Raw genomic sequence first — 14,996 nt, 5'->3', positions numbered from 1 at the left:
TGTGGTGGACAACGTTTCGCGGTTGTCCACCCTACACGGCGCGCAGTTTTTCCGCTGCTTGGCGCAAGGTCTCTTCACGCTTGGCGAAACAGAAACGCACCAGGCGCTGCGCCGGATCTGGCGTCTGGCAGAACACCGACACGGGGATCGCCGCCACGCCGTGCTCACGGGTCAGCCAGTGGGCCATGGCCACGTCGTCCAGGTCAGGGCGGATCGCCGAATAGTCGGCCAGTTGGAAATAGGTGCCCGGCGTGCGACTGAAGGTGAAGCGCGAGCCCCCCAGCAGGTCGCAGAACAGATCGCGCTTGGCCTGGTAGAAGCCGGGGAGCGCGTCCACGTGCTCGGGGCAGGCGGCCATGAAGTCCGCCAGCGCCCACTGCAGCGGGGTCACGCCGCAGAAACTGACGTATTGATGAACCTTGCGCAGCTCGGCGCTCAGCGCGGGTGGCGCCACCACGTAACCGGTCTTCCAGCCGGTGACGTGATAGGTCTTGCCGAACGAGCTGACCACCAAGGCGCGGGCATAGAGTTCGTCATGGCTCAGCACACTGGCGTGCTGGCGACCATCGAACACCAGGTGCTCGTAGACTTCGTCGCTGATCAGATAGATGTCACGGTCGCGGATCAACGCGGCCAGGCGATCCAGCTCTTCACGGCTGATCAGCGCACCGCTGGGGTTGTGCGGCGTATTGAGGATGATCAGCCGGGTACGCGGGCTCAGCGCCGCTTCCAGCCGTTGCCAGTCGATGGCGAAATCGCCGTTGGCCAGCGGCACGTGCACGCAGCGGCCGCCGGCCAGGGTGACGCCCGGGTCGTAACTGTCGTAGCTCGGGTCGAAGACGATCACCTCGTCGCCGGGGTGAATCAGCGCCTGGATCGCCGAAAAGATCGCCTGGGTCGCGCCGGGCGTGACGGTCACCTCGCTGTCCACATCGACCCGGCGGCCATACAGGCGCTCGACCTTCACGGCGATCTGCTCGCGCAGCGCCGGCAGGCCGGTCATCGGCGCGTACTGATTGTGACCGGCAGCGATGTGCCGGCTGACGGCCTCGCGCAGCGCCTCGGGGCCATCGTAGTCGGGAAAGCCCTGGGACAGGTTGATGGCGCCGGTCTGGGCGGCGAGCTGGGACATGGTGGTGAAGATGGTGGTGCCGATCGACGGCAACTTGCTGGCGAACATCGACGCATCCTGGGCAATGGGGCAGACGCCGAGGATAGCCGATGGCGTGAAGCCCACGCACCCGGTAATAATCGCCGGCCAAGCGATGAGAAGCCCATGAACGTCGAAGACCTGCGCCTGTTCGTCACCACCCTGGACACCGGTAGTTTCACCGCGGCCGCCGATGCCCTGGGAGTCACCAAGCAATACGTCAGCCGACGTGTCGCCGCGCTCGAGGCGTTGCTCGGCGTGCGCCTGCTCAACCGCACCACGCGGCGCCTGCAGGCCACCGAGCTGGGCCTGCTGCTGCACGACAAGGCCACCACCATCCTGGCCGACCTGCGCGATGCCCAGGAGCTGGTATCGGCCCAGGGCACCTCGCTGCGCGGCACCCTGCGGGTCAGCGCGCCGATGACCTTCGCCACCCTGCACCTGAGCCACCTGGTGCCGCTGTTCATGCAGCAGCACCCGCACATCAACCTGCAAATCGACCTCGATGACCGCGCCGTCGACCTGCTCGCCGACGGCTACGACATGTCGATCCGCATCGGCACCCTGGAGGACTCCAGCCTGATCGCCAAGCGCCTGACCGCCATGCAGACCATTCTTTGCGCCAGCCCGGCCTATCTCGACGAGCACGGTACCCCGCAACACCTCGATGATCTGCAGCGGCATGCGTGCCTGCTCTACGGCCATGGCCAGCAGGTCGAATGGCGCCTGCGCGATCAGGGCAAGGCCCGCAACCTGAGCATGCGTGGCCAGTTGCGCGCCAACAACGGCGAACTGATCCGCGATGCGGCCATCGCCGGCATGGGCATCGCCTACCTGCCCACCTTCATCATCGGTCAGGCGCTGGAAGGTGGCGCGCTGGTGCCGATACTCGACGGGCACTGGCCGGCTCCAGCGGCGGTCTACGCGGTGTATCCGCGGCACCGGCAATCCGCCCGGGCGGTGCAGGTGTTCTCGGATTTCATCAAGGAACAGGTTCAGCACATGGGCAGCTGACCCCTGAAGCAATAGTCAACCTAGAGAAGACAATAAGTCCATTTACAGCCAGTTAATCACTCCATGGATAGTCAGTAGACTGTCTCTCATGCCGCCTCGGGCAGCGACCATAGACAGGAGGATTGATCATGCTGGCTATCCGTAAATCCACCGAACGCGGCCATGCCAACCATGGCTGGCTCGACTCCTTCCACACTTTCTCGTTCGCCAGTTACGACGACCCGAACGAACGGGGCTTCTCCGACCTGCGGGTCATCAACGACGACACCGTGGCCGCCGGCCAGGGCTTCGGCGAGCATCCGCACCGCAACATGGAGATCGTCTCCTATGTGCTGCAAGGTGCTCTCGAGCACAAGGACAGCCTGGGCACCGGCTCGGTGATCCGCCCTGGCGACGTGCAACTGATGAGTGCCGGCAGCGGTGTCTCGCACAGCGAGTTCAACCACTCGCCCCGCGACGCGGTGCACTTCCTGCAGATCTGGATAGTGCCGAGCGAGCGTCAGGCCGAGCCGCGCTACCAGCAGGAGCACTTCAGCGAGGCGCAGAAGCGCGGCCGCCTGCAGTTGATCATCTCGCCGGACGGCGCCGATGGTTCGCTCACCATCCGCCAGCATGCCCGGGTGTATGCCGGGTTGTTCGACGGCGCCGAGCAGGCTCGACTGCAGCTCGATGACAACCGCCATGCCTACCTTCACGTCGCTCGCGGCAGCGTCGAGCTGAACGGCCAGCCCCTGCAGGCGGGCGACGGCGTACGGCTGCGCGGGGAGCGGGAGATCCACCTGGGCAACGGCGAGCAGGCCGAAGTGCTGGTGTTCGACCTGCGTCCCAACGAACTGCCGTCGCTGTACTGATACGCATCGGTAGCCCGGTGTTGAGCGCAGCGATACCCGGGGAGCGGGCTTTCCTGGGTATCGCTGCGCTCGACCACAGGCTACGGTCTCGGAGTCTATTGGCTGGATTGCTGGGACACATCTAGGCGCTCCCATGCCGCTGCCTTAGAATGAGCATCCGCCGCCTGCCGGCCATCTGATCCGTCGGAAACACCATGCGCTGGTTGCTCGCCCTGCTCTGCTTCACCTTCTCTCTCGCGAGTCATGCCGCCACTGCGCCCGCCTCGACGACGGCGACCGTCGACAAGATCCTGGTGGAGAAGTCCCAGCGTAGGCTGCACCTGATCGGCCAGGGTGAGACCCTCAAGTCCTATCGCATTTCCCTGGGCAAGCAGCCGCTCGGCGCCAAACAACGCGAAGGCGACCTGCGCACGCCGGAAGGCTTCTACTGGATCGACTGGCGCCGCAAGAGCGAGAACTACCAGCTGTCCCTGCACATTTCCTACCCCAACGCCCGCGATCAGGCCCAGGCGAAAGCCACCGGCGTGAAGCCCGGCAGCATGATCATGATCCACGGCACACCGCTGGACGACGAATACCCCGAGTGGTTCTTCCATACCCTGGACTGGACCGAAGGCTGCATCGCCATGAAGAACGCCGACATGCGCGAGGTCTGGGGTCTGGTGAAGGACGGCACGCTGATCGAGATTCGCCCCTGAGAACCTATCCAAAGTCTGCTGCGCGTCGGCCCTGCTGCGTAAAAAACAGGCTCGGACTGCTCATTTACAACGCGTAAACTCCGCGTCCTCGCCTGTTTTTGCCTTGCATGGCTCTAGCTCGCGAGACGTTGAAAAGGCTCTTGGGCGAGGCGCTTACCAACGGATACTGCGCGCCACCTCGGTGACGCCCGGCGCCAGCCATTGCGCACTGACCAGCACCGGGCGCAGTGCCGCGCCAGGCTCGACTCGCCCCGTCAACCTGGCCTGCCTGGCGAGCAGATCGGCCGCCAACTCGGCATGATGCTGCCCAGCCAGGCTCAACTGCCCGGCCAGCTTCCAGCCAGCGCGGCAATCGAGCGCCAGGCGCGCCTGCCCCAGGTCCAGTTGCCAGGGCGCCAGCAGCGCCAGCCCATCGGCCTGTAAATGCCCGTCGGCCGACAGGCAGCGTGCGCCGCTGCCCGTCAGTTCGATCATGCCCTGCCACTGTCCCGCCAGGCGATAACCGGTGGCCAGGGTGTGGGGATCGCTGGCGGGTTGCAACGAGGCATGCCAGCGCCAGGGCCAGCCGGAAACCTGCAACTGCCAGCGCTGCCCCTGATAACCGGCACTCCCTTGCGCCATCAGCCGCCAGGGTTGCCAATCCCAGCGCAACGGGCCGAGATCGCCCAGGCGCTCGGCCTGCCCCTGCCAGATACTGCCGCTGATGCCTGCCAGCGGCACGGGCAGCGGCGCCAACAGCCAGCGGGCGGGCAACTCGACCAGCAGCGTCAGGGCGAAGACCAGCAGCCCCCACAGCCAAGCGCGCCGCGTCATCGCTGCAGCGCCAGTTCGAAGTGCAGCGCCGAGTCGTCACGCCGCAGCCCCCAGCGCAACGGTCGTGCGCCCTCTCGCTGCAACTGCTGGAGCCAGTCCTGTAGCACGCGCTCATCCTTCAACCGCCCGCGCACCAGCCACTCTTCACTGCCAGGCTCCAGCGTTTCGATGCTGATTTCACGGGCCTTGGCAGCCTGCTGCAGGTCATCGGCGGTCAGTGCCCTGGCGGCTCGCAGGGCCAGGGCCGACTGGGCCAGCGCCTGCCATTGGCCAAACGTCTGCCAGCGCTGCTGGCTTTCACGCCAGGCCAGCAGTCCCAGCAATACGGCGATGATCGCCACCGCCAGTATTCGTACGCCGCGGGCTTCGAGATTCAGCCTCATGATGCGGCTCCCAGGTCGAAGGTCAGGTTGAGTTCGTCGCTTGCCTGGGTCACCTGCACTGTCACGCCGATGGCGCTGGCCATCGCTTGCCAGGGTGCATCGTCGACGACCTCATGCCCCTGCAGACGCAGCGTCCAGCGCTGACCATCGAACTGGGCAGCGCTCAGTTGCCACCCCCCGTTGGCGCGCAGCCAACCATCGAGTTCGCTCTGCAGGTGTTGCAGTTGCCGCAAGCGAAGCTGTCGCTCGTCCGCCTCCAGGCGCCGCTGCTTCAGCCGCTGCGCAGCCTCGCGCACGGACGCGACCGGCCCGACCAGCTCTTCCACCTGGGCGCGATAGACACCCTGCTGCCGCCACTGCTGGCTGGACCACAGCCCCCCCCAGAGCACGGCCAGGGCCAGGCAGGCAGCCGGCAGGCGCCAGAGGCCAGGGCTCATCTGGCGGATCTGGCGTTTGCCCCGGCGCCGTTCGAACAGGCTGGGCAGGCCATCCAGCGCGGCGAAGCGCTCGGGCCAATCGCCCTCGACCGTATGCATCTCGAGCTCGCGCCAAACACCGGCAGGCGTTGCCGCCTGAAGCGCGACAGGCCAGGCCAGCCAGTGCTGGCGTGCCTCGGCACTGCGACCGACGAACAGGCTCGCGCCCGCGTCCTGTCGCCAGCACCATGCCGAGCCTGGAGCCGGCAACGGTAATAGCTGGAACTGCGCCCAGCAACGCTGCACATCGAGTTGCCACTCGGCGCACTGGGCCAGCCAGCCATCCAACAGCGCCTGTTCGACGCAGACCAGGCGCATGGAGCCGGGCTCGCGGGCCAGGCAGCCACAGGCCAGATCCTGGGCACTCTGCAGCAGGCGATCCTCGAGCAACAACGGCCACTCGTGACGCTTCAGCCCAGGCGGCGCGGGCACCTGAAAGTGGCTGCACAGCTCACCCGGCAGCAGCAACGCCACCCGTGCGCCCGTGATCGTCGGCGGCGCACCACAACCTGACGCCTGCACGCGCCCCTGCTCTACCCGCGCCCATTGCCAGGCCTGGGCATCCGCGCCCGGGCGCAACAACAGCCAGGGCCGTGCCGCGCGGCGGCGCCAACGCTCAGGCTTCATGAACGGCCCCACGGCAGGGCGAACGTACAGACATAGGGTGCTCCATCCCGCTGAAAAGTCAGGCGCACGCCCCTGTCGGGTCGCAACCTGTCCGTCGATGGCCAGGCCAGCCAGCGGCTGTCCTGACGAAAGGTAAAACTCACCGATTCCACTCGATCCAGCTGCTCGCGCAGTGCCCAGACCGGTGCGGCTGCGGCGTACAGATCGCTGGAGGTGTGCAGCAGCAGACGCTGGCTGCGGCGGTCGTAATCGAGACGCTGACGCTGCAGACGGGCACCGCCTTCGGCGCTCGGCCAGGCACCCAGCGCCACCCATTGCAGTTGCAGCTCGTCCGGCCGCCAGTCCAGCCAGTTCAAGGCCAGCGGTAACCGCCGCTCATGCAGTTGACGCAGCACGGTGCTATCGAAACGACGCTCCAGCGCCAGGCAGAAATCCAGCACCGGCATCCCCGCAGAGCCCTGCGAAAGGCGTTCGCGAACGTTGATCCAGCCATTGACCAGGGCGGCCAGCAGCACGCCGAGCAAGGCCGTCAGTGCCAGGGCGACCAGCAGTTCCACCAGGGTCAAGCCGCGCTGCCCGCCCCTCACGGGCGCACCAGAAACAGCTGGTACGAGCCCAGCGACTCGCGGCGATCGCCATCGGCGAACAGGCTCAGCTCGGCACGCCGCAGGTCCCGTACACCGGTGCCCTGCATCTGCAGTTGCCAGTGACAGTTCTCATGGCCCTGGGCGAGAACACCAGCGAGGCCGTTCTGCGCAGGCCAGAGCTGCTCGACCGCGAAGCGTGCCTCCAGCTCGCGGGCACACAGCGCGCCGAGTTGATGCTGCTGAACGCTTTGCTGCACGGCCAGGCGCTGGCGCAGCACCTGGCTGGTCATGACCGCCAGCATGGCGGCGATACCCAGGGCGACCGTCACTTCGAGCAGGGTGAAACCCCGTTGGCGCGTCATGGCGCGGACGTCCGCTGCAAACGACCGGCGCTGTCCCACTGCCACCGTTCGCCTCCATCGGGCCAATGCCAGCGCAGTGCCTGCGCACGACCGACCCCGTTTGGCGTGAAGACCAGACGCGGCTCACCGGCAGCCGGCCAGTCAGGTCGCAACATTGCCGGCCACTCCCCCAGCGCGACCGCCTCGATCTGCCAGCGCAGTTGATCGTTGTCGCGTACCTGGCGCACGAACTCCGGGCGCTGGCCATTCCAGCGCAGGCCATGAATCTGCCCGGCGTGCAGCGCGACTGCGGCCTGGGCGCGGCTGGCCGCGGCAAGGCGTTCCAGCGCCTGCTGCGCCGGCGCCTGACCGCTGTCGAGCCAGGCCACGCTGAGGCTGGTCAGCAAGCCGGCGATGAACAGCACGACCAGCAGCTCCAGCAGGCTGAAACCGCGCTGCCTGGACACCTACCAGAGCTCCCGGCCATGCAGGGTGGACGACGCTTTACCCGTCCACCGCTCACGATCGCAATGGTGGACAAAAGGAGCGTTGTCCACCCTACGTACCGGTTCATCCACAATGGCAGCAACCACGTAGGGTGGACGACGCTTCACCCGTCCACCGCTCACGATGGCAACGGTGGACAAAAACGGCGTTGTCGATCCTGCGTAAGGGCCTTCCACCCCGCTGTCATTCCGGTTCATGGCAACGTCTCAAAGCGCCCAGTTGCCCAGGTCGGCATCGATGCCCTCGCCGCCCGCGATGCCATCGGCGCCCAACGAATAGACATCGACCCGACCATGCTCGCCTGGGCTACGGTACTGGTAGGCGTTGCCCCACGGGTCCTGCGGCAAGCGGCGGATGTAACCATCGGCGCGCCAGGCGCGCGGCAGCGGCTCGACGGTGGGTTTGATCACCAGGGCCGACAGCCCCTGCTCGTTACTGGGGAAGCGCAGGTTGTCGAGGCGGTACATGTCCAGGGCCTGTTCGAAGGTCGACAGGTCGGCCATCACCTTCTGCTTCATGGCCTTGTCCTGGCTACCCAGCACGCTGGGCGCAACCACGGCGATCAACAGCCCCATGATGAAGATCACCACCATGATTTCCATCAGGGTGAAGCCCCGTTGAGTGAAACGATTGCTGCGCATGATGGCTCTCCTTTTCAAAGTGTCAGGCCCTGATTGAGCTGCATGATCGGCAGCAGCACGGCCATTACGATGAACAGCACCACGCCGCCCATCAGCAGAATCATCAGGGGTTCGAATAGCGCCATGGCGGTGTCCACCTGGCGGGCGAAGCCACGCTCCTGGTTGTCCGCCACGCGTTCGAGCATGTCCGGCAGGGTGCCGCTGGCTTCGCCACTGGCGACCATGTTCAGCAGCAACGGTGGAAAATGGCCGCTGGCCTCCAGGGCGCGGTGCAGGCTGACGCCGCCCTTCACCTCGCTGCCGACCCGCTCCAGGGCCAGGCGGATGCGCCGGTTGTTGACCGTGGCGGTCGCCACTTGCAGGGCTTCGAGCAAGGGCACGCCACTGCCGGCGAGGATCGCCAGGCTGCGCGACAGCCGGGCGCTCTCCAGCACCTGCAGGAGCACGCCGACCTGGGGCAAACGCAGCAGCAGATCATCGCGACGCAGGCACCAGTGCGGCTTGCGCAGCAGCAGCTTGCCGACCAACGCCGCCAGCAGTGCCGCGCCCAGCAGCCAGGGGCCGAGCAGCACCAGCGTATTGCTGATGCCGATCAGCAACGTGGTGATCCACGGCAGGCTCTGCCCGGCATGGGCGAACTGTTCGGTGAGCTTGGGCACCACGAAGGTCATCAGGCCGATCACCACGGCCAGGGAAACGCCCATCAGCACGGCCGGATAGATCAGCGCGGTACGGGCCTTGTGCTGTTGCCGCTGGACCTGTTCCAGGTGCTCGGCCAGGCGTTCGAGCACCTGGGCCAGGCGACCGGAGCGCTCGCCCGCCTCGACCAGCGCGCAATACAGCGTCGAGAACACCCCGCCCTGACGCGCCAGGCTGCGGGCCAGGCCAACGCCCTCGGCGAGGGAGCCGCGCACCGCCACCAGCAGGCTGCGCAGCGCTGGCTGGACCAGCTGCCGCTCCAGAGTACCCAGTGCGTCGACCAGCGCAATGCCTGCGCCGGTGAGGGTCGCCAGTTGCCGGGTCAGCTCGCACAGTTGCGCACGGCTGACCCGCTGGCGGCGCGGCTGCCGGCTTTGCGGGTCGTGACGATGCAACTCGCGGGCGAACAAGCCGCTCTCGCGCAGCAACTGCCGGGCGTGGCGCTCGCTGTCCGCCTGCAGACTGGCCTTGTGCGGTTTGCCGGCCAGGTCGACGGCCTGATAGCGATAGGTCGGCATACTCAGCCCTGCACCGCACGCAGCACTTCGGCGAGGCTGGTGTCGCCGCGTGCCAGGCAGTCGCAGGCCATGGCCGACAGGCTCTGCCGACGATCCTCGAGGTAGGCCTGCATGCTCACCTCGCTGGCGCCGCTGTACAGCAGCGCGATCAGCCCGGCATCCAGCTCGATGAATTCGTAGAGCCCCAGGCGGCCCTGATAACCGCAACCCTGGCACTCTTCGCAGCCGACCGGATGAAAGCTGTATTCGAGGCCGACCAGCTCCGGCATCAACTGCCGTTCGGCGGCCTGCAGGGGTCGACGTTCGGCACAGCCGCACAGGCGACGCACCAGGCGCTGGGCGAGCACGCCACGCAGGCAGGAAGCGATCAGGAAGGGCTCGATGCCCATGTCGCGCAGCCGCGTCACGGCACCCACTGCACTGTTGGTATGCAGGGTCGACAACACCAGATGCCCGGTGAGACTGGCCTGCACGGCAATCTGCGCGGTTTCCCGATCACGGATTTCGCCAAGCATGATCACGTCCGGGTCCTGGCGCAGGATCGCCCGCAAGCCACTGGCGAAGGTCAGCCCGGCACGCGGGTTGATGGCGGTCTGGCCGATACCGGTGATGGCGTATTCCACCGGGTCTTCGACGGTGAGAATGTTGCGGCTGCCGTCATTCAGGCTGTTGAGGCTGGCGTACAGCGTGGTGGTCTTGCCCGAGCCAGTTGGCCCGGTGCTCAGCACGATGCCATTGGGGCGGCCCAGGCAGGCACGCAGTCCCTGCTCCACGGCTGGCGGCATACCAAGATTGGGCAGCGCCAGCAGGCTGGCCTGCTTGTCGAGCACGCGCATCACCACCCGCTCGCCATGAATGCCCGGCAGCGTGGAAACCCGCACGTCGACCTCGCGGCCGGCGGCCCGCAGGGTGATGCGGCCGTCCTGGGGCTGGCGTTTTTCGGCGATGTCCAGGCGTGCCATGACCTTGATCCGCGACACCAGCATGGCCGACAGCGCCCGTGGCGGGCGCAGCACCTCGCGCAGGTGACCGTCGATGCGCAGGCGTACCACCAGGCTCTGCTCGAAGGTCTCGATATGGATATCCGAAGCCTGCAACTGCAGCGCCTGGGCGAACAGACCATTGATCAGGCGGATCACCGGCGCCTCGTCGTCGCTCTCCAGTAGATCCTCGATGCGCGGCATGTCGTCTATCAGGCTGGCGAGATCGACCTGTTCGCCAATGCCCTCGATCAGCGCCGCATTCGCCCCCTCGCCGGCCTGGTACAGCTGGCCCAGGCGTTGCTCGAACTCGGCCCGCGGCAAGCGACACACCGCGCCGGGCGCACCCTCGACACGCAGCAATTCCTGCAACTGGTCGCTGTCGGCGTCATCGCACAGCCACAGGCTCCAGCTACCCTCGCTGGGCACCCAGGCCAGGCCGGCCTGACGGGCCAGGCGATAGGGCAACAGGCTCATTACCAGGCGCCCCCATCGAGGCGTGCGCGGCTTGCCGGGAAGAGCTGCTGCAGCCGGGCATCGCCGTCCAGCGCGGGTAGTTTGAGCGCCGTCTCGCGCTGCAGATTCTGGTATTTCTCGGCACTGAAACCGGCGATGCTCGGCCCGTCACGCAGGATGCGCGGACGAATGAAGACCATCAGGTTCTGTTTGACGCCGCTCTTGCCGGAGGAACGAAACAGCCGGCCGAGCCCGGGAATGTCACCGAGCAGCGGCACCTTCTGATCCGTATTGCTGATTTCGTCGCTGATCAGCCCGCCGAGGATGATCAGGCCGTTGTCCTCGACCATCACCTTGGTCTTGATCTCGCGCTTGTTGGTGATCACATCGCTGGCCGAGGCGTAGTCGGCGATCGACGACACTTCCTGAACGATATCCAGGCGCACGCTGTTGTCGATATTGATCTGCGGCTTGATGCGCAGCTTCACACCGACTTCACGGCGCTCGATGGTCTGGTACGGGTTGCTGTTGTTCTGGGTCACCGAGCCAGTGACGAAAGGCACTTCCTGGCCAACCAGAATCGACGCCTCGGCGTTGTCCAGGGTCAGCAGGGTCGGCGTGGACAGCAGGTTGAAGCCGCTCTTGCTCTTCAGCGCATTGAGCAGCACGGCGAAATTGAACCCGCCACCGAAATGGCCGATGCCGGCGGTCGCGCCGTTGACACCGGAAAGCAGCTCACCGAGGGCGGCGTTGTCGCCACTGGCCGCCGCACCGGCGATACCCGCGATGTTCGCGCCGCCCGCGCTGAAGTTGACCACCCCGGCGCCAAGTTTCTCGTCGGCGAACAGCCACTGCACGCCCAGCTCTTCGGCACGGGAATCGGAGACCTCGGCGATGATCGCCTCGACCACCACCTGGGCACGGCGGATGTCCAGTTGTTCGACGATGGAGCGGTAGGCTGCCAGCTCGCTGTCCGGGCCGACCATCACCACTGCGTTGCTGCCCTCCTCGTACTCCAGGCGCACACCCGAATCACTGATCGGCAGGCGCGCAGCCTGGACGCCCTCCGTGCCCTCGCCGGGGACCTGGGGGGCCTCCTGACTGAGACCGCGCAACACCTTCACCACCTCAGCGGCGTTGGCATGGCGCAGGTAGATCACCTGGGTATTGGAGCTGCGCAGCTCGCCACCCGGCCGATCCAGTTGTGTCAGCAGGGCACGCACCCGCTCACGGCTGGCCGCACTGCCACGTACCAGCAAGGCGTTGCTGCGCGGATCGGCGATCACCTGGGCGCTGTCGCCGCCCTTCTCGCTGGCCAGCAGGCGAGTGATCAGCACACTGGTGTCGGCAGCGCTGGCATGCTGCAGGGGCATCACCTGCAACGGCTCGTCACTGACCTGATCGAGCTCGGCCAGCAGGCGATCGATACGTTCCAGATTGCTGCGCCAATCGGTGACCACCAGCAGGTTGGCGGCGGGATACGGCGTGATGACGCCCACCCGTGGGTCGATCAGCGGCTTGAGGATGCCGAGCAGTTGTTCGCTGGCGGCGTTGCGTACGCTGAATACCCGGGTGGCGATACCGTCGCCGCCGGCCTGCTGTGCGCCGCTGGGGTCCACGGGCACCGGTTCCAGGCGCGCCGCCTGATCGGGGAGAATCTTCACGCTGCCGTTGGGCAGATTGACCGCGGCAAAACCCTGGGCACGCAGTTGCGCGAGAAAGATGTCGTAGATCGCTTCGCTGTCATGGCGCTCGACCGTGCGCACGGTGACCTTGCCCTTGACCCGCGGGTCGACGATAAAGGTCGTGCCGGTGATCTGCGACACGCTGTCGATGAACTCGCCGAGTTCGGTGTCGACGAAATTCACCTCGTACAGCGGCGACTCGGCGACCGGCAGGTCCAGCCCTTCAGCCAGAGTCTGGGTCGATCCCAGGGCCAGCAGAGCGGCCAGGCAGTAGCGAACGATCATCTCTTATCCTTGCCGCTTGAAGCCGGTCACGGCAGGCCGTGGCGGCCAGGGCAGGCGCTCGCGCCGCCCCTGGTTATCGAAAATCAGCCCGGTTTCGTCTATGTCCTGCAGCACGATGCCGGGTGCCAGGCGTTGCCCACGGCTGACGCTGCGCACCTGCTGGCCGTAGCGCAGCACCACCACGGTGGCGCTCAGCGGCACCGCACGCAGCCCGCCCAGGTACTGCACCGGCAGACGGGTCAGCGGCAGTGCGCCGCCGTCGGCATTCAGTTGCCAGTGGCCCACCAGCAGGCCAGGGGGCGCTGCCACATCGACGGCAGCGGCACGGGCCGGTTGCGGTTCACGGCTGAGCTGCAATACGCACTGCGCCGCCAGCCAGGCGCCGAGGGTCAGCCACAGGCCGCTCCACAGTCGCTGTGCGCTGATCAACTGACGCCTCTGGGATGCCAGCCGGGATGGCCCTGCACGTAGCGCACGCTGGGCAGATGCAGAGCAGGTAGCTGCCAGTCGCCTGGCTGCCTGGCCAGCCAGGCCTCCACACGCTGCCAGAGGGGTTCGCCTGGGCTGGCGTCATCGGTCAGTGACACGCTGCGGCACAGGCCGTCGAGTGGAGCCAGACCGGAAACCCGCTTGCCGGTCGGGCTGTAGTTGACCTGCCAGGCCTGCCCCTGCCAGCGCGGCAGATCCTGGCTGTTGTCGAGTAACAGGGGATCACCGAACAGTTGATCGGCTGCGTTTTCCAGCACGCCTTCGAGAGGCTTTACCGGCGCCTCCACGACGGGGGCCGGATAGCCGCCCGTCAGGCTGATCAGGTGTTCTCGGGTAATCGCCTGGCCAGCGGCTACCGGGCTGTCGTAACGCAGGCCAGGCAGCAGCACCTGCATCTGGCCGTCATCGGACAGCGCCTGATGCAGCAGGCGGTCCCAGCTGCCGCCCCGCGTATCGCGACGCCAAAGCGCCTGCGGCGCCTTGGCCAGTGGCTGATCGAGCCAGGCGGCGTGAGGCGCTCGCTGGCCCTGCAGCTGCGTCCGCAAGCGCGCCGCATGCGCCTGGCCTGCCGGGGACAGCAGATGTTCGAACGCCGGATGAAAGCGCGCGACGAAGGTCCATTGTCCCGCCTGCCGCTGGCAACCGATATGAAAGGCACCGCTGGCCCGGCAGCCGCCCAGTACCACCGGCACCCGTCTGCCGCTGCTCTGCAGCACCTCGATCGGCGCCGGCCAGAAGTCCTGACCACGGGCACACAACAGCAGATCGGCATCGCTCAGGCGTTCGGCCAGCCACAGGCCGGGACCGGTCCCCACATCGGCCAGGGCGATGACCAGATCGGCCTGGGCACGTGCCTCCTTGAAGGCTGGCAGCAGCGATTGGTACCACTGTCTCAGTGTGGCGTTCTGATCCCCGGCATAAGGGTCGGTAATCCCCACTACCGCGATCCGCACCCCGGCGCGCCGGATGAGGGTGAAAGGTTCGCTACCCAGCGCCTGGGCGTCTGCAAGGCCGGCACCGACGACGGGCCGAGCGAAATGCCGATAAAGGCCGGCACAGCGTTGTGGCCACAGTACGCGCTCATCGCTGCTGACCCGCACCTCGCTGCCCAGCAGCTGGCTACCCTGCGCGCCACTCTCTCCCTGGGTCAGATAGGCCAGCCCACTGCCGTTCCAGCCCTGGCCATTCTCCAGGGTCAGGCAGCGCTCGGCGCCATGGCGCTGGCGCAGCTCTTCCAGCAACGCACCCAGTACGGCATAACCACCAGTACTGACGCCTTCGGCCAGGCGCGCATCGAGCAGCGGATTGAGTTCGCTACGGGCCTGGTGGGCATTGCTGCCACTGAGCCAGGGCGCTCGCCCGAGGTGGGAAACCGGCCCCAGTCGAGTGGCCGGCACCACCGGTTGACCCGGCTGGCGGGCATCCAGGGTATCGGCGAAATACAGCAATTGCAGTTCGGATTGCCCATCCTGCCGCGGGCTTGCGAAGCCCGAGCAGGCGCTGAGCATCGGGGCCATTGCACCGATGCCCATCCAGCTCATCACTTCACGTCTGCCGATGTCTGTCATCGCCCCGCTCGCCTCATCTTTATGCATTGTCGGGGCGGGATACTGGGCAGCTTATGTGACAGTTTAATGGCGGTTATTCGACAGCCACACCTCGGTATTCAATCAAAAAAATCAGATAAATCAGATAAATCAGAAAGGTAGCGTCACAAAGCTTTCAATAGCCGTTAACAGAACTGCCAGAAAATCATCACATTCGGTCTCTAAAGTCCCGGTTTCCTCAAGCCGCTT

At 66.3% G+C, this 14,996-nt stretch carries 16 protein-coding genes; 3 read left to right on the top strand and 13 right to left on the bottom strand.

Annotated elements, in window-relative coordinates; genetic code table 11:
* Positions 1-31: 31 nt before the first annotated feature.
* Positions 32-1,180, bottom strand: coding sequence for a pyridoxal phosphate-dependent aminotransferase (locus BLR94_RS11810; RefSeq protein WP_084304946.1), 1,149 nt, complete (start codon positions 1,178-1,180; stop codon positions 32-34).
* A gap of 96 nt (positions 1,181-1,276) precedes the next feature.
* Between BLR94_RS11810 and BLR94_RS11805 the strand changes: the two genes are divergently transcribed.
* The 3 genes from BLR94_RS11805 (at position 1,277) to BLR94_RS11795 (ending at position 3,713) form a co-directional block, all read left to right on the top strand.
* The gene (locus BLR94_RS11805) at positions 1,277-2,164 is read left to right on the top strand and encodes a LysR family transcriptional regulator (RefSeq protein WP_084304945.1); all 888 of its coding nucleotides are present in this window, start codon (positions 1,277-1,279) and stop codon (positions 2,162-2,164) included.
* 128 nt (positions 2,165-2,292) lie between these two features.
* The gene (locus tag BLR94_RS11800; protein WP_084304944.1) at positions 2,293-3,015 is read left to right on the top strand and encodes a pirin family protein; all 723 of its coding nucleotides are present in this window, start codon (positions 2,293-2,295) and stop codon (positions 3,013-3,015) included.
* Between the two features lie 194 nt (positions 3,016-3,209).
* Complete coding sequence (locus BLR94_RS11795) at positions 3,210-3,713, top strand: L,D-transpeptidase family protein (RefSeq protein ID WP_084304943.1); 504 nt, start codon at positions 3,210-3,212, stop codon at positions 3,711-3,713.
* A 153-nt stretch (positions 3,714-3,866) separates the two neighbouring features.
* Here BLR94_RS11795 and gspN read toward each other — a convergent pair whose 3' ends face one another.
* The 12 genes from gspN to BLR94_RS11735 all read right to left on the bottom strand — a co-directional run bounded on the left by gspN (position 3,867) and on the right by BLR94_RS11735 (position 14,768).
* Positions 3,867-4,526, bottom strand: a complete 660-nt coding sequence (gspN, locus tag BLR94_RS11790; RefSeq protein WP_084304942.1) for a type II secretion system protein N — start codon at positions 4,524-4,526, stop codon at positions 3,867-3,869.
* A complete protein-coding gene (gene gspM, locus BLR94_RS11785; protein WP_084304941.1) occupies positions 4,523-4,909 on the bottom strand; it encodes a type II secretion system protein GspM in 387 nt (128 codons plus the stop codon). The genes gspN and gspM overlap by 4 nt, the downstream gene beginning before the upstream one ends.
* Positions 4,906-6,012 carry a GspL/Epsl periplasmic domain-containing protein gene (locus tag BLR94_RS11780; RefSeq protein WP_084304987.1) on the bottom strand — a complete coding sequence of 369 codons (1,107 nt, stop codon included), beginning with the start codon at positions 6,010-6,012 and terminating at the stop codon, positions 4,906-4,908. The genes gspM and BLR94_RS11780 overlap by 4 nt, the downstream gene beginning before the upstream one ends.
* Complete coding sequence (locus BLR94_RS11775; RefSeq protein WP_084304940.1) at positions 6,009-6,599, bottom strand: prepilin-type N-terminal cleavage/methylation domain-containing protein; 591 nt, start codon at positions 6,597-6,599, stop codon at positions 6,009-6,011. The genes BLR94_RS11780 and BLR94_RS11775 overlap by 4 nt, the downstream gene beginning before the upstream one ends.
* Positions 6,596-6,961, bottom strand: a complete 366-nt coding sequence (locus BLR94_RS11770; protein ID WP_084304939.1) for a type II secretion system protein — start codon at positions 6,959-6,961, stop codon at positions 6,596-6,598. The genes BLR94_RS11775 and BLR94_RS11770 overlap by 4 nt, the downstream gene beginning before the upstream one ends.
* The gene (gene gspH / locus BLR94_RS11765) at positions 6,958-7,407 is read right to left on the bottom strand and encodes a type II secretion system minor pseudopilin GspH (RefSeq protein ID WP_084304938.1); all 450 of its coding nucleotides are present in this window, start codon (positions 7,405-7,407) and stop codon (positions 6,958-6,960) included. The genes BLR94_RS11770 and gspH overlap by 4 nt, the downstream gene beginning before the upstream one ends.
* Before the next feature lie 246 nt (positions 7,408-7,653).
* Positions 7,654-8,088, bottom strand: coding sequence for a type II secretion system major pseudopilin GspG (gene gspG, locus BLR94_RS11760; protein WP_084304937.1), 435 nt, complete (start codon positions 8,086-8,088; stop codon positions 7,654-7,656).
* A gap of 14 nt (positions 8,089-8,102) precedes the next feature.
* Entirely contained in the window at positions 8,103-9,305 is a 1,203-nt protein-coding gene (gene gspF / locus BLR94_RS11755) for a type II secretion system inner membrane protein GspF (RefSeq protein ID WP_084304936.1), read from the bottom strand.
* A 2-nt stretch (positions 9,306-9,307) separates the two neighbouring features.
* On the bottom strand, positions 9,308-10,756 hold the full coding sequence (locus BLR94_RS11750; protein WP_084304986.1) for a GspE/PulE family protein: 1,449 nt from the start codon (positions 10,754-10,756) through the stop codon (positions 9,308-9,310).
* A 5-nt stretch (positions 10,757-10,761) separates the two neighbouring features.
* On the bottom strand, positions 10,762-12,711 hold the full coding sequence (gene gspD, locus BLR94_RS11745) for a type II secretion system secretin GspD (protein ID WP_084304935.1): 1,950 nt from the start codon (positions 12,709-12,711) through the stop codon (positions 10,762-10,764).
* Between the two features lie 3 nt (positions 12,712-12,714).
* Positions 12,715-13,140, bottom strand: coding sequence for a pilus assembly protein PilZ (locus BLR94_RS11740; protein ID WP_084304934.1), 426 nt, complete (start codon positions 13,138-13,140; stop codon positions 12,715-12,717).
* Entirely contained in the window at positions 13,137-14,768 is a 1,632-nt protein-coding gene (locus BLR94_RS11735) for a bifunctional UDP-sugar hydrolase/5'-nucleotidase (RefSeq protein WP_084304933.1), read from the bottom strand. The genes BLR94_RS11740 and BLR94_RS11735 overlap by 4 nt, the downstream gene beginning before the upstream one ends.
* Positions 14,769-14,996 lie beyond the last annotated feature (228 nt).

The sequence above is a fragment of the Phytopseudomonas flavescens genome (assembly GCF_900100535.1).
GTDB classification, from domain to species: domain Bacteria; phylum Pseudomonadota; class Gammaproteobacteria; order Pseudomonadales; family Pseudomonadaceae; genus Aquipseudomonas; species Aquipseudomonas flavescens.
Note: the sequence above shows the minus strand (reverse complement) of the source record. Positions and strands in the feature narration are given on the sequence as shown.